This window comes from uncultured Thalassolituus sp. (genome assembly GCF_950066645.1).
In the GTDB taxonomy this organism is placed as follows: domain Bacteria; phylum Pseudomonadota; class Gammaproteobacteria; order Pseudomonadales; family Oceanobacteraceae; genus Thalassolituus.
In genome coordinates this window covers 22,368-47,240 of the sequence record NZ_CATMFB010000005.1, presented here as the reverse complement: position 1 = coordinate 47,240, position 24,873 = coordinate 22,368, and the positions used below count along the sequence as shown (strand labels likewise).

General features: G+C 52.6%; 22 protein-coding genes. 11 read left to right on the top strand and 11 right to left on the bottom strand.

Features of this window, described 5'->3' with window-relative positions; translation table 11 throughout:
* Nucleotides 1-25: 25 nt before the first annotated feature.
* A complete protein-coding gene (locus Q1L85_RS05885) occupies nucleotides 26-1,447 on the bottom strand; it encodes a coniferyl aldehyde dehydrogenase (protein WP_300426495.1) in 1,422 nt (473 codons plus the stop codon).
* Nucleotides 1,448-1,593: 146 nt separating this feature from the next.
* Between Q1L85_RS05885 and Q1L85_RS05880 the strand changes: the two genes are divergently transcribed.
* Genes Q1L85_RS05880 through Q1L85_RS05870 form a run of 3 tightly spaced genes read left to right on the top strand, consistent with a single transcriptional unit; the run spans nucleotide 1,594 to nucleotide 3,347 of the window.
* Nucleotides 1,594-2,037 carry a hypothetical protein gene (locus tag Q1L85_RS05880; protein WP_300426494.1) on the top strand — a complete coding sequence of 148 codons (444 nt, stop codon included), beginning with the start codon at nucleotides 1,594-1,596 and terminating at the stop codon, nucleotides 2,035-2,037.
* A 14-nt stretch (nucleotides 2,038-2,051) separates the two neighbouring features.
* Nucleotides 2,052-2,435, top strand: coding sequence for a hypothetical protein (locus tag Q1L85_RS05875; RefSeq protein WP_300426493.1), 384 nt, complete (start codon nucleotides 2,052-2,054; stop codon nucleotides 2,433-2,435).
* Entirely contained in the window at nucleotides 2,436-3,347 is a 912-nt protein-coding gene (locus Q1L85_RS05870) for a LysR family transcriptional regulator (protein ID WP_300426492.1), read from the top strand. It begins immediately after the preceding gene.
* Here Q1L85_RS05870 and Q1L85_RS05865 read toward each other — a convergent pair.
* Together Q1L85_RS05865 and Q1L85_RS05860 are read right to left on the bottom strand one after the other, a co-directional pair.
* Entirely contained in the window at nucleotides 3,331-4,242 is a 912-nt protein-coding gene (locus tag Q1L85_RS05865) for a diguanylate cyclase (RefSeq protein ID WP_300426491.1), read from the bottom strand. The two genes, Q1L85_RS05870 and Q1L85_RS05865, sit on opposite strands and share 17 nt — an antisense overlap.
* Nucleotides 4,242-8,096 (bottom strand): PAS domain-containing protein, encoded by a 3,855-nt coding sequence (locus tag Q1L85_RS05860; RefSeq protein WP_300426490.1) that lies wholly within the window; start codon nucleotides 8,094-8,096, stop codon nucleotides 4,242-4,244. The genes Q1L85_RS05865 and Q1L85_RS05860 overlap by 1 nt, the downstream gene beginning before the upstream one ends.
* A 92-nt stretch (nucleotides 8,097-8,188) precedes the next feature.
* On the opposite strand from Q1L85_RS05860, the gene Q1L85_RS05855 reads away from it, so the two are divergent.
* The 3 genes from Q1L85_RS05855 to Q1L85_RS05845 are packed head-to-tail and all read left to right on the top strand — an operon-like array spanning nucleotide 8,189 to nucleotide 10,636.
* A complete protein-coding gene (locus tag Q1L85_RS05855; RefSeq protein ID WP_300426489.1) occupies nucleotides 8,189-8,743 on the top strand; it encodes a DUF4124 domain-containing protein in 555 nt (184 codons plus the stop codon).
* A complete protein-coding gene (locus Q1L85_RS05850) occupies nucleotides 8,733-9,788 on the top strand; it encodes a DUF3524 domain-containing protein (protein ID WP_300426488.1) in 1,056 nt (351 codons plus the stop codon). Before Q1L85_RS05855 ends, Q1L85_RS05850 begins: the two co-directional genes overlap by 11 nt.
* A complete protein-coding gene (locus Q1L85_RS05845; protein ID WP_300426487.1) occupies nucleotides 9,785-10,636 on the top strand; it encodes a CPBP family intramembrane metalloprotease in 852 nt (283 codons plus the stop codon). The genes Q1L85_RS05850 and Q1L85_RS05845 overlap by 4 nt, the downstream gene beginning before the upstream one ends.
* 16 nt (nucleotides 10,637-10,652) lie before the next feature.
* Here the strand turns inward: Q1L85_RS05845 and Q1L85_RS05840 are convergent, their stop codons facing one another.
* Complete coding sequence (locus Q1L85_RS05840) at nucleotides 10,653-12,128, bottom strand: RimK family protein (protein WP_300432558.1); 1,476 nt, start codon at nucleotides 12,126-12,128, stop codon at nucleotides 10,653-10,655.
* A 174-nt stretch (nucleotides 12,129-12,302) separates the two neighbouring features.
* On the opposite strand from Q1L85_RS05840, the gene Q1L85_RS05835 reads away from it, so the two are divergent.
* Nucleotides 12,303-13,397 (top strand): GNAT family N-acetyltransferase/peptidase C39 family protein, encoded by a 1,095-nt coding sequence (locus Q1L85_RS05835; protein ID WP_300425779.1) that lies wholly within the window; start codon nucleotides 12,303-12,305, stop codon nucleotides 13,395-13,397.
* Here the strand turns inward: Q1L85_RS05835 and Q1L85_RS05830 are convergent, their stop codons facing one another.
* Together Q1L85_RS05830 and Q1L85_RS05825 are read right to left on the bottom strand one after the other, a co-directional pair.
* A complete protein-coding gene (locus Q1L85_RS05830) occupies nucleotides 13,398-13,610 on the bottom strand; it encodes a hypothetical protein (RefSeq protein WP_300425780.1) in 213 nt (70 codons plus the stop codon).
* Between the two features lie 52 nt (nucleotides 13,611-13,662).
* Nucleotides 13,663-14,778, bottom strand: coding sequence for a GNAT family N-acetyltransferase (locus Q1L85_RS05825; protein ID WP_300425782.1), 1,116 nt, complete (start codon nucleotides 14,776-14,778; stop codon nucleotides 13,663-13,665).
* Between the two features lie 92 nt (nucleotides 14,779-14,870).
* Here Q1L85_RS05825 and Q1L85_RS05820 point away from each other — a divergent pair, with 92 nt between their 5' ends.
* Both Q1L85_RS05820 and Q1L85_RS05815 read left to right on the top strand, forming a co-directional pair.
* Nucleotides 14,871-15,329, top strand: a complete 459-nt coding sequence (locus tag Q1L85_RS05820; protein WP_300425784.1) for an HIT domain-containing protein — start codon at nucleotides 14,871-14,873, stop codon at nucleotides 15,327-15,329.
* Nucleotides 15,330-15,352: 23 nt separating this feature from the next.
* A complete protein-coding gene (locus tag Q1L85_RS05815) occupies nucleotides 15,353-16,147 on the top strand; it encodes a hydroxyacylglutathione hydrolase (protein WP_300425785.1) in 795 nt (264 codons plus the stop codon).
* A gap of 42 nt (nucleotides 16,148-16,189) precedes the next feature.
* Here Q1L85_RS05815 and Q1L85_RS05810 read toward each other — a convergent pair whose 3' ends face one another.
* Entirely contained in the window at nucleotides 16,190-16,615 is a 426-nt protein-coding gene (locus Q1L85_RS05810) for an HU family DNA-binding protein (protein WP_300425787.1), read from the bottom strand.
* Between the two features lie 146 nt (nucleotides 16,616-16,761).
* Nucleotides 16,762-17,583 carry an SDR family oxidoreductase gene (locus Q1L85_RS05805; RefSeq protein ID WP_300425788.1) on the bottom strand — a complete coding sequence of 274 codons (822 nt, stop codon included), beginning with the start codon at nucleotides 17,581-17,583 and terminating at the stop codon, nucleotides 16,762-16,764.
* Between the two features lie 278 nt (nucleotides 17,584-17,861).
* Here Q1L85_RS05805 and aspS point away from each other — a divergent pair, with 278 nt between their 5' ends.
* Together aspS and Q1L85_RS05795 are read left to right on the top strand one after the other, a co-directional pair.
* Nucleotides 17,862-19,637: an aspartate--tRNA ligase gene (gene aspS / locus Q1L85_RS05800; RefSeq protein WP_300425790.1), complete on the top strand. Its 1,776-nt coding sequence runs from the start codon at nucleotides 17,862-17,864 to the stop codon at nucleotides 19,635-19,637.
* Nucleotides 19,638-19,863: 226 nt separating this feature from the next.
* Nucleotides 19,864-21,327 carry a hypothetical protein gene (locus Q1L85_RS05795; RefSeq protein ID WP_300425792.1) on the top strand — a complete coding sequence of 488 codons (1,464 nt, stop codon included), beginning with the start codon at nucleotides 19,864-19,866 and terminating at the stop codon, nucleotides 21,325-21,327.
* 56 nt (nucleotides 21,328-21,383) lie between these two features.
* Here the strand turns inward: Q1L85_RS05795 and Q1L85_RS05790 are convergent, their stop codons facing one another.
* The 3 genes from Q1L85_RS05790 to Q1L85_RS05780 all read right to left on the bottom strand — a co-directional run bounded on the left by Q1L85_RS05790 (nucleotide 21,384) and on the right by Q1L85_RS05780 (nucleotide 24,668).
* Nucleotides 21,384-23,282 carry an MFS transporter gene (locus Q1L85_RS05790; RefSeq protein ID WP_300425793.1) on the bottom strand — a complete coding sequence of 633 codons (1,899 nt, stop codon included), beginning with the start codon at nucleotides 23,280-23,282 and terminating at the stop codon, nucleotides 21,384-21,386.
* 9 nt (nucleotides 23,283-23,291) lie between these two features.
* Nucleotides 23,292-23,591, bottom strand: coding sequence for a hypothetical protein (locus Q1L85_RS05785; RefSeq protein WP_300425795.1), 300 nt, complete (start codon nucleotides 23,589-23,591; stop codon nucleotides 23,292-23,294).
* A 201-nt stretch (nucleotides 23,592-23,792) separates the two neighbouring features.
* Complete coding sequence (locus Q1L85_RS05780; RefSeq protein WP_300425796.1) at nucleotides 23,793-24,668, bottom strand: hypothetical protein; 876 nt, start codon at nucleotides 24,666-24,668, stop codon at nucleotides 23,793-23,795.
* Nucleotides 24,669-24,873 lie beyond the last annotated feature (205 nt).

Sequence of the window (24,873 nt, the reverse complement as noted above, 5' to 3'; positions counted from 1 at the left end):
TATTGAAAGAGATCGTCAGCAGCCCTTACAAACCGAGGCGCCAAGCCTGGAATCGCTTGAACAGGCGCCAGCGCCAGTGATTTCTCGGAGCGCCTGTTAACTGAGTAAAGTTGATTTTTCCACGATACAGCACGCTACGCGCATGACTGAAGTTCCTGAAACCTTCAACTCCATGGTAGTGGCCCATTCCGGAGGGGCCTACGCCTCCGAATGGCATATCATCGACTGATATATGGGTCATGCATTCATTAATGCACACTCCCCCAGAGATGGTTTCACTGATGACTTTATCGGCGCGGCTGCGCTTCTGGTCGAAGTAGTACAGCGCAAGGGGACGTTCGCGTTCGTTAATGTATCTGAACGCTTCGTCCAGAGTCCGATAAGTGATCACAGGAAGTATTGGCCCAAAAATTTCTTCGCGCGTAACACGCATATCGTCACTGGTATCGGAGACAAGCGTCAGTGGTCGTCGACATGGCTTTTCTGGGGTTTCGCCCGCAGGCCACAGAGCCTTGATTGTTGCACCTTTGGCTTCAGCGTCGGAAAGCAGGCCTTCAAGCCGATCGTCATGTCGGGTGTTGATGATGCTGGTGTAATCAGCGTTGTTGATAACCGTCGGATAACGGCGGCGGAATTCATCCTCTAGCGCTGCTAGCAGCTCGTCCTTTTTGCTCTCGTGAACGAGTACGTAGTCAGGGGATACACACACTTGCCCGCAATTGATGGCCTTACCGTAGACGATGTGGCCCGCTGCCGTCTCGACGGGATATTCCGGGTGAATCAGAGCAGGGGATTTGCCTCCGAGTTCAAGAGTGACAGGAGTCAGGTTGTCTGCGGCGGCTTTCATTACGGTAGGGGCGATGGTCGTGGCCCCGGTAAATACCAGATGATTGAAAGGCAGGTGTGTAAAAGCAACCGCAGTATCAATGTCTCCCTCAATAACACTGACCTCGTTGTCAGTGAAGGCATCACGGATCAGCCTGGCGAGTGCCGCCGATGTTGCTGGTGCGAACTCGGAAGTCTTTATCATCGCGAGGTTTCCTGCTGACAACGCAGTGACAAGAGGGGCCAGCGACAGATAAACAGGGAAGTTCCAGGGAGCAACAATGCCCACCAGCCCGACGGGCTGGTAAATAACCCGGGCGCTTCCGGGTTGCAGATGCATAGGTACATGCCGGCGCTGAGGTTTCATCCAGCGACGCAGATGGCGGCGGTGATATTGGATACAGGAGGCCAGGGCGTGTATCTCCGCTATTAAGGTGTCTGCCTCGCTGCGGCTACCATAATCCGTTTTCAGCGCCTCCTGTAATGCGTACTGATGCTCTTTCAGAGATCTCTGCAAACGGTCGAGCCGATTGATACGCACCGCCGCAGGTGTGTTGTTGGTATGTGCCTGTCGCAGTTTCTCGAAACTGCTGAGCAATGGATCAGAGGCAATAGCATTCATCGGCCGACTCCTTAATGTGAACCACTAAAGTACCGCCAATCATGAATGTTGGCCTATTCGGATATTTGGCTTAGTGTTAAAGAATATGAATAGCGATTGGTTTTTATTGGGTTACGCTATACAAAATAATTATTTCGGAGCGTGCTATGCGCATTAACTGTATGTACCCGGAAGGACGCTTGTCAGAGGACGATCGTCGTCTGTTTCAGCGGGCGCTGAAAGAAACCCTGGAAATATTCAACAGTGGCCGCAGTCCCCTTGTTCTCTGGTGCCGGCTAGAGGCCGACCACCTTTTCCGGGCTCGGGAGCAGTCAGGCCTTGTGTCTGTTTCTGTAATCCTGCCGGACGGAACAGATGCGAGAACCCGTACAGCTGTTCTTCAGTCAGTGAACAATCAATGGTTGGCTCTGGGTCACGATGACCGGGATCTGATGGTCGCTGCTCTTAACCAGTCCATGTTTGCGACGGTTCAACGGCAGATGCTGGCTCGCCTGAGCACATGCGCGCGCATCGGTTTCGTCCTGCGCACTCTGGTTAACCTGATCCGTAGTCGCCTCTCGACCGGACTGGCGGAATACACACTCAACTGAAAGGAAGTCTTTTTATGCCTCTCTACAATGTGGCGGTACGTGGCGAACTCACGCAGGCTCAGAGGAGTGCGGTTTCACTGGCAGTGATTAAGGCACACTGTGGCGAGACTGATGCGCCGGAACATTTTGTTAACGTATATGTTCAGGATCGGGTCAGCCTGAAAGCCGATACGCAATGTCACGTCAATGGCGTTGTGCGGTTGCGCGAAGCGTCGGATGCGAACTCCCGGATTGCGAGCGCAGTGTCCGCATCGATCGCATCATTACTGAACCTGGAAGAAACGACGATAGATATTGTGCTGACGGACATACCTGCCAGCTGGGCAATGGAGGGGGGCGAAATCCTTCCCGAGCCCGGCCAGGAGGGTGGTTGGCAAGGGTTGATGGAGCGTTATTAATTGGATTTATCTGATCTCTGGATTCTGGAAGTTATCTTCCGCGAAGGAAGTCTGAGCGAAGCGGCAGTTTCTCTGAATCTGTCGCAACCCACGCTTTCCCGTAAAGTCGACAGGATAGAGAGCCGGCTCGGCTTCAAGGTCGTACAGCGCGGTAGTACCGGCGCAAAGTTGACACCCGCCGGTGAGTTACTGATCGCTCAGGGTGCCTCTGTTCGACGGCAGATGACGGGGATTGAGAAACAGGCTCGTCAGATCGCCACCGGAGATCAGCGCAGTCTCACTGTGGCGATGGGGCCACTTATAGAACAACTGCTGTTTCCGAAGTTGCTGCAGGACTTTCTAGAAGAACAACCCGGCTGTCAGGTGTCACTGAAGCAGATGTCGGCTGACGACATGGTGAAGGCGGTAGAAGAAGGGACTGTGGATCTTGCATTGGGACCGTTTGACCAGGGGCAGGTTCCTGCTTCGTTGATTCGTGAAGCCCTGGTGTCTGCGCGCATCGTATTTGTGGCGAGGAAAGGTCACCCGCTGGATCAGGGTAGAGAATCACTGAATCTGTTCGACGTCATTGAATATCCGAGAATCGGCCCACCTTTGCCAGAGTACATGGCGAGGCAGTTACCAGAGAACCTGGTGAGGGGAGGTACTACTGTTGAGTGCGAGAACTATCGGATATGTAAAAACCTGGTCGCCAGCTCAGATTATCTCACCGGAGGTCCGGTTACTCTCTTCCGGGAAGAAATCCGACAGAACACTATGGTCGTGCTGCCGGTTAACTACCCGGTTGTGTGGCATTCATTTGCGTTATTCAGAAGCACCGGCCTGAGTGATACCGCCGATGTATTCTATCGTCTGGCGCGTGAGCACGCCGAGTATCTGAATCAGGATACGCCAGTCAGCCCAATTGAGTGAGTGGGCGAATTTCGTCCAGCATAGTACAGTTTCTGCCGGCATCTTTTGCCCGGTAAAGGGCATCATCAGCGCGCTTCAGAAGGGCACTGAAATCCGAGTCTGTATCCGTAAGTTCGGCAATACCGATACTGACAGTCACGGGGATCCCCGATGGGTGAAGCTCCGACACCTGATGGCGGATCACTTCTGCTTTGTAGTGCGCCTGATTGAGGCTGCAGGGCTCCATCAGGATCAGGAATTCCTCTCCGCCAAAGCGGGTGACGGTATCTTCAATTCGGCATTGATGGTTCAGAAAACCACCGACGTGTTCCAGAATCTGGTCACCGACGATGTGCCCGTGGGTATCGTTGATTTTCTTGAAGTGGTCCAGGTCAATAATCATCACGCTGAGCGGTGTGGAATGTCGACGGGCGCGGGCGATCTTACGGTCGACGGTTTCCAGCATGTAGTGCCTGTTGTACAGACCCGTCAGCTGATCGTGCATGGCTAGCTTGAGCAGGTGATCCTGCTGGCGCTTAAGCGTGATGTGTGTGTCTACCCGTGCCGAGAGAATCACCGGACGGATAGGTTTAGTAATATAGTCCACGGCACCGATCCTTAGTCCCATTTCTTCGTCTTCAATGTTGTCGCGCCCGGTAACGAATATGATAGGCACGTCCTGAGTTTCACTGAGGCGTTTCAGTTCACGACACACGTCATAACCACTGATACCGGGCATTTCAATGTCCAGCAGAATCAGGTCTGGTTTGTGTCGGATGGCCATTTCAATGCACTGCTGACCACTCGTGGCAGTCTTCACGCGATAGCGTTCCTGGAGGACGGCAGCCATCACACGAATGTTAGACGGCGAGTCATCGACAATCAGAACGGTAGACAGTGGCGAGTTACTAATCATTATTTTGGCTCTTTCATCTCTTCGAGCAGTCTGTTAAGCCTAGTCTGTGCCTGCGCGTTTTCAAATGCTGTGATCTCGCGCGCAAGTTTACTGAGTTCTTCTTCAATAACGGCGTCATTGTAGGAATAATTCAGGAATTCGAGACTTTTCTGACTAATGTAATCATTCTGCGCAAGATTACTGCGAATACTCAGCAGATTTGCCCGCAGGGTATGAGGGTTTCCGCGTTTAGCCGGAGGCTCCTGATCTTTGAAAAGAGTGACAAACCGTTCAGTTTCCTCTTCCAGCCTGGTCAGTGTCGCCTCGATATCTGAGGTATCTCCACTTCTCAGATCCGACTCAAGCTCAGCCGATATTGACTGTACATGTCGGATGCCGAGGTTACCGGCGACGCCCTTAAGGCTGTGAGCGATATCGGTGAGTGTGCTGTAGTCCCCAGCCTTGTATGCATCCCGCATTTCCTGGAGGCGGACAGGCTGTTCACTTCGGAACATGTTAATCAACTGGTTCAGCAGACTTTGGTTTCCGACAACACGGTTCAGCGCCTGAGCCCTGTCCCACACCTCAGTAATCTGTGGAGGGCGGTTCGCCTGCGCGAGGTCACCAGCAGGTCTTTCTGCTTCCATTGTTGCATTCCCCAACCAACGTTCGAGTAGTGTCAGAAGTTGCGAAGGATCCACCGGTTTTGGCAGATAATCGTTCATGCCGCTCGCCAGGCAACGTTCTTTATCGCCGGTCATCGCGTGAGCGGTCATAGCGATCACGGGCAGACTCTGGCAGATATCGCCAGCCTGACCATGGCGCAGTCTGCGGGTTGCTTCATAGCCATCCATGACGGGCATCTGGCAGTCCATCAGAATGAGGTCATAGGGAGGGGCCTTCTGCGACCCCAGAATATCCAGCGCCTGCTTACCATGCTCAGCGACATCCACCTGGATGCCAAAGGCAGTCAACATTTCTTCGGCGACCAGTTGGTTGACATGGTTGTCTTCGACCAGAAGCACGCGCTTGCCTGAAAATGTTGGCATACGCGCATTTTGGGTACTGTCCATAATATCGATCGGTGACTGATTCCGCTTACCCAGGAAGCTCTGCAGGTTGAGAATATTCAATGGTTTCTGGATATGACCGTGAAGATCGCCAGATTCCACAACGCGATAATTCTTCTGATAGGTGACCGGCACTGTCAGTAATCTCAGGGCGGTTTCACACGACGGTATTGTTGAAAGTTTTGCTGCGGTACGGCGCCAGTCGTCTCCTGGGATGTCGTAGTCCAGAAGAACAATATCGAAGGACTCCGTACTGGTTGCAGACTTCTGCGCTGCTTCCTGGCCATCCATTGCGGTCGTTACCTGGGCGCCGGATTCAGAAAAATGGTTGGCCAGAACCTCGCGTCCTTTGGGGTGGTCTTCAATCAGAAGAATCTTTTTGCCTTTCAGGCTTTCTCTGACCACCTCATGCTGACCAGCAGCCTGGCCCAGACTGACCGTGGCGGTGAAGCGACTGCCAACACCGGCCTTACTTTCTACTTCAATATCACCATCCATCAGTTCACAGAGGTTTCTCACAATGGCAAGGCCCAGTCCGCTGCCGCCGAACTGGCGGGTGGTGGATGAATCCAGCTGATTGAATGCCTTAAACAGATGCTCCTGCTTCTCCGGAGGAATACCGATGCCAGAATCTTCGACAATCAGCTTGGTCAGCCAGTGATTCTTCTGCCGCACCTGAGTCAGTGTCACAACAATGTGACCAGATGTCGTGAACTTCACGGCATTACTGATCAGATTCGTCAGAATCTGGCGTATGCGCCCGGGGTCGCCATTGACGAACGGGCTGTATAGCAGAGAAGTATCCACAATCAGTTCGAGACCTTTGACCTCCGCCTGACTGGCGAGGCTCTCGATACATTCCGTCAGTGTCTGGTTGATATCGAAATCAATGTGTTCCAGCTCCAGCTTATTGGCTTCGATTTTGGAGAAATCGAGAATATCGTTGATCAGGGCGAGCAGAGATTGCGCGCTGTTCTGAGCAATCCTGATCCGGTTCACCTGATCTTCAGACAAAGGCGTGTTCTGCAGCAGATTCAGCATACCCAGTACACCGTTCATCGGCGTACGAATTTCATGGCTCATGGTGGCGAGAAATTCACTCTTGGCGCGGGCGGCACTCTCGGCCTCACGCTTGGCCTGAAGAATGGCTTCTTCGCTTTCTTTCTGCTGTGAAATGTCGAGGTGCGTACCTATCATTCTTTTGGGTTTACCGTCGGCTGTCCACTCGACAACCCGGCCTGTATCGTGCACCCACACCCAGTGGCCATCCTTGTGTTTCATCCGCGCTTCGCAGGCGTACAGGTCGGTTTCTCTGTTCCAGTGTTTCTGCAGAGCTTCGTCGGAACGCTTAAGGTCATCGGGGTGGCATGCGCTTCGCCAGGTTTTGACATTCGCGGGCTCCAGCTCGGAAAGGTCGTACCCTATGATGTCGGCCCAGCGCTCACTGTAGGTCACTGCGTCCGTTTCGATATCCCAGTCCCAGAAACCGACAGCGGTGGATTCGACCATCAGCTGATGACGCTGAGCCTGTTCAATCTGCTGAGCTTTCGCTTTGCGCTGCTGTGTTATGTCCTGAAACGAACCGAACAGGCGTATACAGACGCCACCGGCCATTATGGCTTCACCGCGAGCGTGGACCCAGATGGGATTTCCTTTCGCGGTGACCAGTGGAAGCTCCAGTTCCCAGCTTTTGCCAAAAGAAACTGCCTCTTCAACGGCGGTACGAATGGTATCCCGTGCGGGCCCATCTTTATAAAAGTTGATGGCGGTAGCGACATCAGGCTGGTAGTCGTCATCGACTTCATGAATGACACGGGTCATGCGTGACCAGTGCAGCTCGTTGGTGCTCAGATCCAGCTCCCAGGCGCCGATTCTGGCCTGCTCACTGACGGAGTCGAGCAGGGCGCGCTGGCGGTCAAGTTCCGTATCTGTTTCGTGACGCGCAAAAGCATCTCCGATCCATTTGGAAAAAAGTTGAATCAGTTCGATTTCGCCAGAGCTGAAGGGACGTTCGCGAAAATCAGGTCCCGAAAAGTTAATGGTTCCGAAGGGAACGTCATTAACCATAAGTTGTGCGCCGATATAGGCCTCCAGGCCAAAACTTTTGTATGCAGGATGGCCGTTAAAATCACTCTCTGCGACGTGGTGGTACGCGACAGGAGCATGACAGGCCAGGGTTTGTGAGCAATAGGTGTTCCCCAGTTCGAAGGTATCTCCTGGGTTCAGGCCATCTCCGGGGGCGACACAGTAGCGCACTGTGTATGTATCGGTCGTAATGTGGGAAATGATGCCGATCGGCAGGTTAAATATCTCGCAGCCCAGCTCCAGAATCTGTTGGGCTTTCTGATTGACATCGGTCTCACGTGCAGAGGTGATTTCGTGCAGTCTGCGCATGGCCTCCAGCGTGCGGTGCTGGTCAGTGACATCAGTCCGCAGAGCGATATAGCCATCGGGATTACCCTGGTCATCCAAGAGCTGGGAGATGGTGGATTCTACCCAGTAGAGTTCGCCGTTTTTGCGACGATTACAGATCTCACCGCGCCATTGCCCTTCTTCATGTACCGCGCGGAACATTTCGGTGAAAAACTCTTTCGGATGAAAGCCAGAGTTAATCAGCCGGTGAGTGTTGCCGAGAATTTCTTCCCGACGATATCCACTGATATCGCAGAACAGATCATTGACGTAGGTGATCCGTCCCTGAAGATCAGTGATGGCGACGATGGCGTGCTTATCCAGCGCATATTTCTGCAGTGTCCACAGGCTTTGCTTTCCCTGTTGCACCGGGAGCTGGTCGGGCTTGGTCATTCACGACTCCGTTTTGAGACCTTGGGCGGTTTCCCGCGCTTACGCCGAAGTATAGACACTAATTCCGGTAGCGTAGGTTGCATCCTGAGCCTATGGTAGTATCCCGCCGTCTACTGGGAGATTTTGCGATGCGTTTCTGTGTGCTTTTGAGTCTGTTCGTCAGTGAGCTGGCACTCGCTGGAGGTGTGTATGTGTGCAAGCAAGCGGATGGCTCGACGCTTTACTCACAGATGCCGTGCCCGTCAGGCAGCGTGACCGCTGAGAAGAAGACGATTCAGGCTACGGCGCCCCAGAGTTCATTTTCTACGCCAGATCTTGATGCGATGGCTAACGATGTCGCAAATAACAATCGCCGTCTTGAGGCTGAACGAAAAATACGCAGCGCTGAGCGTCGGCTGACTAAGCTCGAAAAAGAGCGCGAAAGTATCGTCAGCCGGGGAACAGAACTGGCGAATTCTATCGCCGGAGTCAATGCAGCCAACCGCAGTCAGGCCGTGGTTGATCAGATGAATGCAGAGCGCAAGCGCGTCGACGACGCCATAAACCGTGAAAAAGAGGTCATTAACTCTGCTCGTGAGTCGATGGAAAGTGCGAGATCTCCCAGTGTAGAGCAGCATGAGGATGGATCGGTCCGTCTTGAGTACTGACAAACGTATTCTGCTGCTGTCTGCCTACCGCTCAGACAGTCATGCGGCATGGGTCACCTGGCTGACCCGACACCTCGACGTCGACTGGCGCGTACTTGAGTTACCGGGGCGGTATTTCCGCTGGCGCATCCGTGGAAACCCCTTATCCTGGCGCGAAGAACTCACCGAACTTTTCGCTGACTGGAAACCCGACCATATCCTGGCGACGTCTATGGTGGATGTCGCTACCCTGCGCGGGCTTCTGCCGGCGCTAGCCTCCGTTCCTCTGACCTATTACTTTCATGAGAATCAGTTTTCCTATCCGGTAGGTAAGGAACAACACTCATCGGTCGATCCGCAGATGGTCCAGTTGTACGGTGCGCTTGCGGCAGACCGATGCCTGTTTAATTCGCAGTACAACCTGAGCTCTTTCGTGTCCGGCGTGGATCACCTGTTGAAGAAGCTGCCCGATTGCCGGCCAGAATCCCTAAGACAGGAACTCGAAGACAAGTCGTCGTTGCTGCCTGTGCCGGTTGATGGCGTAGGCTCTGGGGCAAAAACTCAGGGCCTGATCGTGTGGAATCATCGCTGGGAATACGATAAACGCCCTGATCTGTTTCTCGCGATTCTGCAGAAACTGCGCCTGCAGGGCGTGCCTTTTACACTGGCATTACTGGGGCCGCGTCCGGCGAAAATACCGGCGACGCTGGAGGACATCCGCACGCAGTTTCACGAGGTGATTGTCGCCGATGGTCGCGTATCCAGAGCAGAATATTGCGAGCTGCTACGCCGGGCACAGGTAGTGATCAGTTGTGCAGATCATGAATTTCAGGGGCTCTCAATGATTGAGGCGGTCAGCGCTGGATGTATACCGGTCGCGCCTGACGCACTGTGCTACCGGGAGCAGTATCCGTCGGAGTGCCGGTATAAAGTGCATGATACCGACAGTGCGGTTGAGCGCATCAGGCTGGCATTTGATGGGCAGCTGCCTTCACCGGAGATTAGACGTTGGTTGTCAGAGGCGACCGCTGAACGTTGGCAACAATGGCTAAAGGACGACGTATGAATTCACAACAGGGCTCTATGCGCTGGCTGTCACCCAAATTCGTAGCAGCACAGATCATGGCCTTTGATGGGGCCGCAGAAGAGGAACGACGCGCGAGCCAGGCGAGTGACGCGGAGGGGCGTATTCGCGTCTGGAAGCTTCTGACCGTTGCTTGCTTGTGTCTGCTGCTGGTTCACTACGGAAAATACAGCGCCAACCTGACGGCTCTGGTGCAGTGGGCTGGCGATCTGACGGGCAATAATCAGCTCTATCAAGACTATCGGAAATACGAATTCCGGGAGTTGCTCGGCTATCTCTGGTGGGGAAGTATTAACCTGCTTGGGTTTATGATTATCCCGATGCTTACGGTGCGGTTATGGCTGAAGGAACCACTCAGCTATTACGGCTGGCAGTGGGGGACAGTGCATGAGCATTGGCGGGGTTATGTGTTTCTGGCCTTGCCTATCATGGTGTTTGCGATGATCGCGAGTTTCGGTGAAGATTTTTCCCGGCATTATCCTTTTTACAGTAAGGCCGAACGCAGTTGGTTTGATTTTCTGTCGTTTGAAGTGATTTACATACTTCAGTTTGTCGCGGTCGAGTTCTTCTTCCGGGGTTACCTGGTGAATGGATTACGACGGCAGTTTGGCAGTCTTTCTATCGCTATTATGTGTTTGCCTTATCTGATGCTGCATTTCCCGAAGCTGTGGCCGGAGTCCTTTGGCGCAATTTTATTCGGGTTCTTTCTTGGAGTACTCGCACTGATGTCGCGATCCATCTGGGGGGGAGTGGCAGTACACGTGTCGATTGCACTGACAATGGACATTGCGGCGATGCTGCAGACAGACGGACTACCAGATCACTGGTAGTCCGCCGGATTCAGACTCAGCGGCCGTTCAGCTCGTCGAGTTTGCGCAGCATGGTGCCCATGATCTGCTGATAAAGCATGTTGCCACTGTGCAGATCTTCGACGCCCATGTCGATACTTGGGTTGTCGTTCACTTCGATAATAACCGCCCGGTCGCCGCTGGCTTTCAGGTCAACGCCATAAAAGCCGGACCCCATGCATTTGGCCGCTTTCAGGGCAGTGCGGATGACATTCTTCGGCACTTTATCGATCGCGAATGCGTCTGCGTTGCCTGATTTATTAGCGTTACTTCGTGCGCTGTGGTTGTAAATCTGCCAGTGGCTTTTGGCCATAAAATAACGACAGGCATAAATCACCTGGTTATCAATAATACCTATGCGCCAGTCAAAGTCGGTCGGCATAAACTCCTGCAGAAGCAACAGCGCAGACCGTTCACCCAGGCGGGTAATGCATTCGAGCAGGTCTTCCCGTGTTTTGGCTTTCTCTACGCCAATGGAAAAAGAACCATCCGGAATCTTAACGATAACGGGCAGTCCGAGCTCTTCGATGATGTCGTCAATGTTGTAATTCTGCTGAACCAGAAGCAGGTGCGTCTTTGGTGTATCGACGTTATGACGCTTCAGGGTTTCATGCAGATAGACCTTGTTTGAGCAGCGCATGATGTCAGTCGGACTGTCGATAACAAACAGCCCCTGATTTTCGGCACTCTGCGCAATGCGGTAGGTGTGGTGATCTACCTGGGTCGTTTCACGGATAAACAGCGCGTCGTATTCTCCCACGCGGTTAGCATCGCGATGGGTAATAAAGTCGACATTCAACCCCAGCTCTTTGCCAGCTTTCTCAAACGCTTTCAGCGCTCCTTTATTTGAGGGCGGCAGCGCTTCTTCCGGGTTGACCAGAATCGCAACGTCGTATTTGTAGCGCTTGGAGGATCGGCGCGTACGCCAGATTTTATGGCTGAACGTATCCAGTGCTTCTGCAAACTCGGTTTGAGAAGCTTCTTCCAGCTCATCCAGTGCGCGCACCTGTACTGAGCTGATGACCCAGAGATTCGCCTGAACCCGGGTAAAGCTGACATCGACGACCGGAAAACCGAACACTTCAAAAATACGTCGCGCGATGGACGCCATTTCTGCGTTCTGCGTGATGCCAAAGAATGAACGCAGGTCCAGACGATCCGGATGGGTTTCGTCTTTGCGACTGATATTTTCCAGCGTGCGGCTGTGCTTCGGCAGCAGCGGCTGGCCGCTTTCGAAGCTGTTCAGTTCGCGGATCGCGCGGACACTCGGGAATACCTGCCCACCGCGGGCTTCCGCCAGCAGCGACCCGTAATAACCCGAACCAAGATAACTGTAATCGCGGCAAAGGTTGATGACGTAGCCTTTGGTTTCCGCATAGTCGCTGAGGTAGTCACTGATGGCGACGACCTGGTTGGTTGGGTAGTAGGGGCTCCAGTCGGAGATCTGGTCGACCAGAACGAGCAAAGGTTTCATAGGCTCCCTTATGATATGAGTTTTGTGAGTCCGCATATTAGAAACAGGTTTCCTGCTTCGCTAACAGTTTTTTTTTGTCGTAGAGAGTGATATTTCTCGTGAAACTCACTGTATCCCTGGTTTACTAAGGGCTCTACTATAGCGTTCATCACGAACTCCAGGGCTCTAATCCGCATGATCCCCAGACAGGCCGTCAGTGCAGACCTTCCACGACTGACCTCTATCGAAGAAAACTCTTTTCCGGGTGACCGTTTGTCAGCACGGAAATTCCGCCATTTTATCCGCAGTGAGCTGTCGGAGCTCTGGTGCGTGGGCGAGCCACTGTCTGCGTATGCGCTGGTTCTCTTTCATCGCGGGACGTCGCTGGCCAGGCTCTACTCCATAGCCGTTGATCCCGCCGCCCGTGGCCAGGGACTGGCGCAGCAGCTGCTTGAATGGTGCGAACAGCAGGCGGTAAAGCGCGGAGTGCTGTTTATGCGTCTGGAAGTCAGGCAGGACAATACGCACGCGCTGGCTCTGTACCGACGGGCAGGGTATTCCGTTATCCGTTCACTTCCGGCGTACTACGATGATGGTGCTGATGGCTGGCGTCTCGAGAAACACCTGTCACTTGGGCGTAAGGTGCCTGAGCAGCTGCCTTTTTATGCTCAGACCACCCCATTTACCTGTGGCCCTTCGGCGCTGCTGATGGCGATGCAGAGCCTGAACAGCGACAGAACTTCCTACTCAGTTCCCGACAGAATTCAGGAGCTGGATATCTGGCGTGAAGCGACAACCATATACCTGACAACCGGGCACGGCGGCTGTTCCGCACAGGGGCTCGCACTGGCGGCTGATAAGCGTGGGCTGGACGTCAGAATTCTGGTCTCTGATCGTTCTGTGCCATTTCTGGAAGGGGTCAGAAATGCGCATAAGCGGGAAGTATTAACACTGGTCAGTGATGAGTTTCAGAGGCGTTGTGATGATGCCGGCATTGAAACCCGTGAGTCGCAGTTTACGGCGGATGAATTGCGGGAGGCTCTGGCGGATGGTCAGCGGGTTCTGCTTCTTATCAGTACGTATCGCCTGAACCGCAATAAAGCCCCACATTGGGTCTGGCTGGTGGCGATGGACGACCGGTTTGCGTACATCAATGATCCGGATGTTGACGAAGAGCTTGATCAGGCAGAGGCCGATAATCTGTATGTACCGGTCAGCCTTGATAACTTTTCAGCCATGGTGCAGTACGGCAGGCGCAAATACATGGCCGCAGTTCTTTTAAAACGCTGATTATTGCGCCGCGTGAATGTAGGGCTCGGTGCGGCTGGGGTCGGCGAGTTCATCCAGTTCAGGCGTGCGTTCTGCGCGTAAGGCTACCCAGGCGGCAACATCTGCTTTCCACTCTTCATTGGGCCGCAGTTGTGGAGCTGCCAATAGCTTCGCTTCGGTACCGCGACCTGCGAATACCAGAATTTCCTGAACTTTGTATGCTCGTAATGCCATAAGGGACCTCTTTTCGCGCTGTTATAGCAAAGTGAGTGAGGGATCTCCAGTATCAGCTCGTCCGGTGAAAGGGGAGTTGTGTCCTGGCTGCCTGTTGATACTGAAGTATGTGCTGCCGCTCTTCCTGAACAAAGTCGCCCACGGCCTGATGAAATCCGGGATGCGCCAGCCAGTGGAAACTGTGTGTCAGCACGGGCTCGAAACCACGGGCGATTTTATGTTCGCCCTGGGTGCCGGGATTGAACGCTTTCAGGCCTTTCTCTATGCAGAACTCTATGCCCTGGTAGTAACAGGCTTCGAAGTGCAGGGCATCCGCGTGTACCAGTGCTCCCCAATAGCGGCCGTAGAGGTGGGTCTGATCGTAAAAACAGAGCGCGGCGGCCGCTGGCCCCTCGCTGTTACTGCAGATAACAAGCAGCATCTGATCATTCATCTGCTGCCGTAGCTGCTGAAAGAAATCTTCATTCAGGTAAGGCGTCGAACGTCGTTCCCGGTAGGTGTTCAGATAGCACTGGTAAAAAAAGTGAATATGCTCAGCCTCGATATCGGTTCCCGTCAGGCGCTGACAGCGATAGCCCTGCCCGGAGACTGAGCGCCGCTCTTTCAGGGTGTTTTTGCGTTTACGGCTGACGAAATGCGCCAGGTAGTGCTCGAAAGACTCGTAGTCGCGGTTAAACCAGTGAAATTGCACCCCGGTTCTCTGATGGGGGCCGTCAGGCATCTGCTGCTGTTTCAGCTGCTCTGTCAGTGCGCTGTTGGTGAAATTCAGGTGCCAGCCAGACAGCTGTTGGGAATGGCAATGTTCATTGAGCACAGCAGCGAAGTTGTCCGGAAGTTCATTACCCCCGGAGGTCGCCGGCCCCGGGACGGGAGTAAAAGGCACCGAGAGCAGCAGCTTAGGGTAGTAATCCATACCATAACGCGCATAGGCCTCTGCCCAGCTCCAGTCGAACACGTATTCACCGTAGCTGTGGTCTTTTACGTAGGCAGGTATGAGCAGGTCGTCGTTGCAGAAGTGAGAGGGTGTCCAGCCCGTGCCGGGGCCCACACAACCGTTTCGCTCAAGCGCGGCGAGAAAGGTCTGACGCATAAAGGGCGTGACTGGTGTGTTCGGCCAGACCCCCGCAGGAGCGCTCTCTATGTCACTCAAACTAATAAATTCCGTCATAAATCAGTGACCTGCGTTGGGCGGGGTTCTATTATTAATGTTTACACCGTGTTCCGGGCGAGTCACAGCCCCGGCAGTTGAGGAGAGTTATTATGTTCCGCTTAGACAAACGCCTGCAAGGCGACACCCTGTATCTGGGGCGTTTCCCACTGTGCCAGGCACTGATGATGAATGACAGCCGCTACCCCTGGGTAATTCTGGTGCCTTGCCGTAATGACATCCGCGAGTACTACCATCTTTCCCAGCAGGAACGCGCACAGTTAATGGAAGAGTCTGCCTGGGTGGCGGAAAAAATGAGCGATTTCTTTGAAGCAAAATCGATGAACGTTGCAGCACTGGGCAACGTGGTTGCGCAACTTCATGTTCATCATATTGCACGTTATGACGACGACCCCGCGTGGCCCGGACCTGTCTGGGGGCATAGCCCAGCGGTACCGTTTTCTGAGGCCGAGAAAGCGGAGCGTGTTGAGGCCCTGCAGGATCTGTTTTCCAGCCATTTTATTGATGAATCGTCACTTCATGACGACTCAGACGATACGGTTTACTGGTAAGCAGAGTCAGAAGGCGGGTAACAATGAAGGTGTTCCGACGTTTTATGCATAATCCACTCAGGAATTTTAATTACCTGATTGGATGTGAAGAAACAAAACAGGCGATCGTGCTGGACCCTCTTGATGGCGACGCAATGCTGGCATTGGCTGAGGAGCAGGGCTACAGCATACGGCTGATCATAAACACGCACGAACACCATGATCATATCGAAGGAAACCCGGTTGTTAAGGCGGCAACCGGCGCAGAAATCTGGGCGCATGAAAATGCGGTGAACCGGATACCGGATGTTGACCGGGGTCTTAAACCCGGCGACAGAATTGAGCTGGGCTCGCTGCGTCTGAAAGTTCTGCATACCCCGGGACACACCCCAGTGCATGTCTGCCTACTTGTTGAGGCAGAAGATAACAACGGAGTACCTGTGCTGTTTTCGGGCGATACCCTGTTTAATGCCTGTGCTGGAAACTGTCGTAATGGTGGCAACGTCGACGAAATGTACGACAGCTTTGTCTCGCAGTTGCAGCCGCTGCCGGACGAGACCCTGTTATATCCGGGGCATGATTATATGAAGAATAATCTGGCGTTCGCAGAAACGCGGGAAGCCGGTAACGCAATGATCTCTCATTGGCAGAAACAGGTAGAAAGCTTCGCACCGGATGACATGCCGGTAATGACGCTGGGGCAGGAGCGTACCTACAACCCGTTTCTGCGACTGCATGAGCCGGCAATTAAACACAGATTACAGGAAGAATTTCCGGCGCTTGGACTGGCCGACCCGGATGTCTTCAGAGCCCTGCGGCAACTGAGGGATCAGTGGTGAAACAGGAGTACTGACGTACTCCTGTCATAAGGCAGCGTCTGATCAGACGGCCATATCTTTCAGCTTCTTCAGAGGAAGCACTTTAACGCGGGTCGACGCTGGCTTAGCTGCAACATCCATGGTTTCGCCTGGGCGGAATGGGTTTGGCACGTTTTTGCGTGCTTTCTGTGCAGGCTTCTTGATGGTCTTGATTTTCAGCAGGCCTGGCAGAGTGAACTCACCCACGGCACGCTTTTTAATATGGCGTTCAATGACGATACCGAGTTCTTCCAGAACTGCGTTGACTTCCTTGCGTGTCAGGCCGGTGTTGTCTGCGATTTCATTCAGAATCTGAGTCTTTGTGTATCGCTCACTCAGTGCAGTCACTTTGCGGGCTTTAGGAGCTGCCGCTTTTGCAGGCGCTGCTTTGGCAGCAGGTGCTTTCTTCGCAGCTGGCTTCTTAGCCGCTGGTGCTTTCTTTACAGCCATAATCATTTCCTTCTTGTATTGGTAGCGTCGTTTGCGAACTCAATGAGAGCCGTGTTTTCCCTTCGATTGAGTGCTGTTCGATTTTTATGCAAAAAAAAGGGGTTAGCAAGCCGCTAACCCCTGTTTTTTCGGGCATAGATCACTTATCAGCCTAATTTTTTCAGTGCCCAGCCGAAAATATCGGTATAGCGCACCGGGAACAGGCGCTGAATGCGATCCATCAGACGGGCGTCCGAGCCGATCAGAATACGGCGCTTACCGTCTTTCACACCACTCAGAATGGTGTCAGCTGCCTGGGCCGGAGTCGTGCGGGCAATCTTTTCAAAGTGCTTTGCCTGCTGTTCGAGCGTCTGATTGTCGCCAGTCATGCTGGTTTTCATACGACCATTGCGCACGATATTGGTTTTGATGCCGCCAGGGTGAACGGTGCTGACAAATACGTTGGTATTTTTCAGTTCCTGACGCAGCGATTCGGTAAAGCCACGCACCGCGAATTTAGTTGCGTTGTACGCTGCCTGAGTGGGCAGTGCGATAATACCGAAGATGCTGGAGACGTTGATGATGGCCGCTTCCGGGCGTTCTTTCAGATGTGGCAGGAACGACTTAGTGCCGTAGACGACACCCCAGAAGTTGATGTTCACAATCCACTCCATGTCTTCGTAGCTCATGCGCTCGACCGTTTCAGACAGTGCAACGCCAGCGTTATTGATGATCATATCGACCTGACCATGATCGGCGACTACCTGTTCTGCGTATGCTTCCCAGGCTTCGCGGTCGGCTACGTTCAGCTGCTGAGTTGTGACCTTACCTGAGCCACGGAGCATAGTGCGGGTTTCTTCCAGTCCATCGAGATTAACGTCGGACAGAGCGAGGTGGGCTCCCTGCATGCTCAGTTGTTGAGCCAGTGCCCGGCCGATACCAGAGGCGGCACCTGTCACCACCACAACTTTGTTTGCGAAAGACTGCATGAAGCATACTCCTGAGTGAAAGTTATTATTCGTCGGGCGATGAGATTACCGGGATAACACGCCAACTCAAGGTGCGATTGTGTCGTACTTGGGTGGAATATGGGTTCCTGGCGCGAGAATGGCACTTCAGGCCCGGTGAAGAGTCCTTAACCCGGGCGCCCTGATTCGTTATAATGCGCGGCTTTCACTCGACAGCCGGTTGCCGTATGTTACGGCGCTGAACTTTTTACGACACCGGCGGCGAACGGGCCGCTTTATGACAGGATTGGGACATAGCGATGCGCACACATTACTGTGGTGATATCAACGAAACACTTATCGATCAGACCGTGACCTTCTGCGGCTGGGTACACCGTCGCCGCGACCACGGTGGTGTGATCTTCCTTGACGTGCGCGACCGTGAAGGTCTGGTGCAGGTAGTCTTTGACCCTGACACTGTTGAAGCATTTGCCACTGCCGACAGCGTTCGCTCTGAATTTGTCGTACAGATCACTGGCCGTGTTCGTGGGCGTCCGGAAGGCACAACCAATGCGAACATGAAGACCGGTATGATTGAAGTACTGGGCAAAGAAATCGCTATCCTCAACAAAGCGGTAACGCCTCCGTTCCCTCTTGATGGTTACACTGATGTGGGCGAAGACATCCGCCTCAAGTACCGTTACATGGATATGCGTCGCCCTGAAATGCAGGACAAGCTGCGCTTCCGCTCTAAAGTGACTTCTACCGCACGTCGCTTCCTCGAAGACAACGGCTTCCTCGATATCGAGACCCCGATTCTGACCCGTGCAACACCAGAAGGCGCGCGTGACTACCTGGTACCAAGCCGTACTCACGAAGGCTCGTTCTTCGCATTGCCTCAGTCGCCACAGCTGTTTAAACAGCTGCTGATGGTGTCTGGCTTTGATCGTTACTACCAGATTGCTAAATGCTTCCGTGACGAAGATCTGCGTGCTGACCGTCAGCCGGAATTTACCCAGATCGATATCGAAGCGTCTTTCATCAATGAAGAAGACATCATGGGTCTGGCTCAGGGCATGATCAAAGAGATCTTCCTCAAAGAGCTGAACGTTGATCTCGGCGACTTCCCGCGTATGCCTTTTGCAGAAGCGATGAGCAAATACGGTTCTGATAAGCCGGACATGCGTATTCCGATGGAAATCGTGGACGTCGAAGAATTCCTGCAGGACATCGACTTCAAAGTGTTTGCAGCACCAGCGAAAGATCCTAAGTGCCGCGTTGCTGCACTGAAAGTACCAGGCGGCGCAGAGCTGTCACGCAAACAGATTGATGAGTACACGAAATTTGTAGGCATTTACGGTGCAAAAGGTCTGGCGTGGATCAAGGTCAACGAGATCGAAAACGGCGTTGAAGGTCTTCAGTCACCGATCATCAAATTCATCGGTGATGACAACACCATGAAGATCATGGAAAAACTCGACGCGAAGAACGGTGATATCATCTTCTTCGGCGCTGATAAAACCAAGATCGTGTGTGATGCACTTGGTGCCCTGCGCTGCAAAGTGGCAGAAGACCTCAACATGTACACCTCTGAGTGGGCTGCTCTCTGGGTTGTCGACTTCCCGATGTTCGAAGAAAACGACGATGGTTCGCTGACAGCGCTGCACCATCCGTTCACAGCACCAAGCTGTACTCCTGAAGAAATGGCAGCGAACCCAACCGCAGCTCTGTCCCGTGCGTACGACATGGTACTCAACGGCTGTGAGCTGGGTGGTGGTTCTATCCGTATCCACGATCAGGACATGCAGGCCAAAGTATTCGACGTACTGGGCATCAGCGAAGAAGAACAGCGCGAAAAATTCGGCTTCCTGCTGGATGCCCTGAAGTTCGGTGCGCCGCCACACGGTGGTCTGGCATTCGGGCTTGATCGTCTGATCATGTTGCTGACTGGTGCGAACAGCATCCGTGAAGTGATTGCCTTCCCGAAAACTCAGTCTGCAGCCTGTGTCATGACACAAGCGCCGGGCGAAGTCAGCAACGCGCAACTGCGCGAGCTGAACATTAAACTGCGTGAGAAGGCTAAGCCTGCTGAGTAATCGGCCAAACGCTGTTTTTCTGAAAAAGCGCCTTCGGGCGCTTTTTTTGTATTAGACCAGCATGGACATGGAAAAGAAGGATGGCAAGGTGATTGCCTATGCCTTCTGACTGATAATCAATTTCTGTACAAGTGTCGCTATTTGCAAATATATCAATAAACACTTTGGAGTAGGCTGCTGGATGCATCATCCGATGCAGACAACAAGAATACACAAAGGATCTGATATGAAACTGCGACAATGGATGCCAGCGGCTCTTGCCATGGCCATCGTTTCTCCAACACTCGTTCAGGCTTCGACAGACGTCGACATTGATAATGACGGCCTGATTGAAATATCAACACTCGAACAACTCGACCTGATGCGTTATGACCCAGCGGGTACCAGCCTCAATGGTGATAGCACGGGTTGCCCAGCCACTGGTTGTAACGGTTATGAGCTGGTTGCTGACCTGGATTTTGACACCAATGGAAATGGTGTAGCCGATGAAGGGGATCTTTTCTGGAATGATGGTGCGGGTTGGCTGCCGGTAGGTGATACCGATGGCGCCGCTGCTTACGCTCAGAAGAAAGTAACTGGTGCGGTTACTGCAAAATTCAATGGTAATGGGTTTCAGGTATCTAATCTGTACATAAGCCGAAGTGATCGGAGCTGGGTGGGTCTTTTCGCGAATATGTACGAGAGTGAGGTCAGTAATCTGGTACTTAGAGGTGCTGAGGTTACTGGTGGCGATGCAACCGGTGTCTTGACCGGTGGTAGTAATAATACTGACATTAAAAATGTTCGCATTGTCGATAGCTCAGTTACCGGGATCGATGAAGTCGGAATGGTCGCTGGCCGAGTGTTTGGAGACGGAGATCTATTAAGTACGATTAATGTCGATGGAAATGTTCAGGGGGTTAAATACTCTGGCGGTGTTGCTGGCTGGGTTGAGTCTGACTCACAGTCTCTATCTGAATCACATCTTGTGTTCGGCGATGTAATTTCTACGGTGGAGATTACAAACAACTACTATACAGGTTGTATTTTAGGCCTCGGCCGAGGAGTGGCAGTAACTCAGATAATCTCAAAATGTTCGATAGATTCGACATCAAACTACAACGGTGGCGTTGTAGGATCTCTGAGCGATGGCTCTATCAATGATGCTTATATCGGTAGTCATATTACTGGTACGCATGACGTCGGTGCCGTTTTGGGAAGTGGCAGCGGTGTTATTATTAGAAACGCTTCTGTGGGTAGCGAGTCTTCAGTTTCAGCCAGGCACCCAGGTGGGATGTTCGGGCAACTGCGTAATTCTCACGTTTCCGATTCATATGCCTTTGGAGCAGTAATAGGGACCTGGAGTGCGGCAGGTCTGGTTCATCGTGTAAGAGAAGAAGTGACAATTGAAAATGTTTTTGTTGCTAACTATTTGACCGTTACCGGTAAAACTGATCCAGAGTTTAAAGCTGGATTAATAAGAGAGATTTATACGCCAGGGATTGCTCTGTCGGTAAATAACGCTTTCTGGGACGTTGAAGCTACAGGCACTGTTTTATCTGTGGAAGGCTATGGGGAAGGTAAAACTACTTCGGAGCTCACTTGTCCTACGCTTTATCCCGATGCTTCTTGTGACACGTCACTCTTCACTCTTTGGAGTAATGACGATTGGGACTTCGGAACGTCTTCTGACTATCCAGTTCTACGCTGATTATTTGTAGTATTCAGCAATAAAATGCGGGCACCTTGTGTGCCCGCTTTTTTTTCTCAGCGGGCATCCCCTCGTAACGCCTGAACTCTGTCTTTCAGAACCTCTGGCGTAGCCTGGTCGGCGCTGACGACTTCACCTGCAACAAGGTCGACTTTAGACCAGAAACGCTTTGGCCAACGCGTCATGGCAGGCTTGCCCATATGGCTGAAGAAACTTCCCCATAGGCCCCGTAATGCCATCGGTACGACCGGTACCGGTGTTTCTTCGAGTATTCTGCTGACGCCATTTTTAAATTCGTCTATCTCGCCATCGGTGGTCAGCTTGCCTTCGGGAAAAATACATACGACTTCACCAGCCTGAAGCTCTTCGCGGATCTGGGCGAATGCGCGCTCGTAACCTTCCGGATCGGCTTTCTTGCTATCAATCGGAATTGCTTTGGCCGTTCTGAAAACAAAGTTGAGCACCGGAAGATGATAAATAGGTTTGAAGGTCACGAAACGGACAGGGCGACGGCACGCACCGCCAATGATCAGTGCGTCCATAAAAGAGACATGGTTGCAGACCAACACACATGCGCCTTCGTCGGGGATGTTGTCGAGGTTGATGTGGCGTACACGGTAAACCGTGTGGGTGATCACCCAGATGATAAACCGCATCGCAAACTCTGGAATGGTCCGGTAGATATAAATAGCTACCAGGGCATTGAGAATAGCCAGAAGTAAAAAGAATTCCGGAATACTCCACTCCAGCACACCAAGGAAGACGATCGCGGTAATCGCCGAGACCACCATAAACAGCGCGTTCATAATATTGATCGCAGCAATAATCCGGGAGCGGTGTTTCTCATCGGATCGGGCCTGAATCATGGCGTAGAGCGGGACGATATAAAATCCACCAAAGACGCCTATCATAAGAAAATCAAACACGATTCTCAGGTTGCCAGCCTGGCTGAGAAACTGGGAGGCCGATATCAGCGTTGCTGAATCCGGGCTTGCGGTGTGAAAGAAAAGGTCCGCCCCGAAGATGGTCAGCCCGATAGAGCCCAGAGGCACGAGTCCGAGCTCGACTTTATGCCCGGACAGTCTCTCACACAGGAGAGAACCAAGAGCGATGCCGATCGAAAATGTGCCCAGGAGTATCATCACGACACTCTGGTCGCCCTTAAGAATGTCCGAGGTAAAACCATAGATCTGGGTAAGGTACGCAGCGCCGAGAAACCAGAACCAGGAAATGGCGAGTACCGCGAGAAAGATACTTCGCTGCTCTCTCGCAAAGCCGATAGTGCGCCAGGTTTCGGTCAGAGGATTAAAGTGGATTTTCAGTTCAGGGCTGGGCGAGGGCGCTGAAGGTATCGCACGGCTGGCGCCGTACCCGAGAATAGCTACTGTGACAACAGCAATCCCCGTGATCAGAGCACCGTTCTCGGTCGTCGCGATGGACGTCGCTGCGAGCGTACCCAGCAGAATAGCCACAAAGGTGCCCATCTCCACCAGTGCGTTACCACCAACCAGTTCATGGCTGTCCAGATGCTGAGGAATAATGCTGTATTTAACCGGGCCGAAAAATGCCGACTGAGTACCCATCAGAAAGAGCAGTAGCATGAGCCCCCACGTGGCGCCCGTGATAAAAGCAAAGGCACCGAGCCCCATGATGACAATTTCGAGCAATTTGATTTTGCGAATCAGAGACGACTTTTCGTATTTGTCGGAAAGCTGACCCGCAAGCGCAGAAAAAAGAAAGAAGGGCAGAATGAAGAGCAGTGCCCCCAGGTTATTCATCAGGCTGAGGTCTGCGCTGCTGGATAGCACTCCAAATGTAATCATCGCCATCAACGAATTTTTATAAACGTTATCGTTAAAGGCACCGAAAAACTGGGTGAAAAAGAACGGAGCAAACCGCTTTGACCCCAGCAAGGTAAACTGAGAGTGATCTTTAGGAGAACCTGAATTTTCCATCTGATGTCCTTATTCTGAGCCTTTGGCCTGCGAGATTCTGAACGTGAGAGTCTGATAGCACCAAAAGATCTGTTGGTTGTATTCCGTACTGAAGCGTGATGTTTCTTCGACGATCAGTTCATCGTCTGTCACCGTATAGTGCCTGAAACTGCCGTCGGCCAACCGCTGACAGAGTTCACCGGGGCTGGCTGAATAGAACAGAAAATTACCGACACTGATGCCGCGCTCCGGAACCGCCTTAACAGTAATTGGGGCGAGGTCGCAGGTTTCAATATCAAGATGCAGGATAAGGCCGGCATCGTTGTGCACTGAAGTTGCGTGGGTTGTGGGCAGGGGCAGTGTAGCGTGCTTCCTGTCCTGTAATCGTGCGGTAACGGTCACGTTCAGCTGCAAAATAGGGGCACTCGTATCTGTATGACAGGCTGATAGTAATGGAAAACTCCGGCCGCTGCTGTAACAGACACAAAAAAACCGCCCGAAGGCGGTTCTTTTCAGAGCTAAGTCTGTGACTTATTTCTGGTAGTCGTAGGCAGAGAACCAACCGTCAGTCACATGCTGATCGTGTTCTGCACCATCGAAATAAGAGTATGCGTCAGTGTTACCTTTCAGCTGAACTTCAAGGAAAGCAGTAACCAGTGTGCGGAACTTCGCTTTTTCATCCTGGTTGTTCTGACCAAACCAGTCGAAGTGGCTCGCACCTGCGTAGATGGCTACACCTTTCTCGATATCCGCAGGCAACTGTGAATAGTAGTCTTCGGTGTAGTACGCCAGTTCGTCGTTCTCAGCACCCAGCATCAGCATAGGAACTTCAATCGCTGAATAATCAACGTTGTAAGCACCCAGCCATGGCGCCAGTGCAATCGCGCTGGTTGGAGCATCGCCCATTTCTTCAGCGGCCAGAATAACGCCGCCACCGCCCATGGAGAAGCCCATGATGTTGCGCTTGCTCAGGTCGATTTTACCTTTCAGCGGGCTGTTGCTACGTGCGTTCTCGTCAGCCAGCTCAGCAAAGCCGCCCAGCTGAGCATCACGCCAGCCTGGTGGAACACCCAGAGTGTTATTCGGGGTCATAGTCAGTACCACGTAACCGTGTGAGGTCAGGTGGTCTGCCAGCCAGTACATCTGTTCTTTCGTGTTAGTGAAGCCACCGGTCAGTGTCGTTGCTGGCAGTGGACCGCCACTCAGATCACATGGGTATGACATGCGAGCAGAAGCGTAACCTTCGTTATCCAGTTCAGCGTCGTATGAACAGATCTCATAAGAGCCCGGGTTGGTCAGGTCCTGTGCTGTCGGATCGTTCGGGTCAACCGGATCGGAACCACCAAAACAGCCCTGAAGCAGAACGGCTGCCGCCAGAGGAAGAGTACGCGCAATATTCTTATACATTTTGAACTCCAGACTTATTTTTGTTTTTAGGAGGTATCAGAGTACGCAATGTTAACCCGGGGCCACGTTCAAATGTGGCCTTATGAGCAACTTGGCTCATGCAGTTACACTTTTGGCCGTTTTTTCCGAAAAAAGGCACGAAAGTCATGCTTTGTATTAGTGTAACTATATGATTTATATCGAATTTTTCCGATTTTTCCGTTGC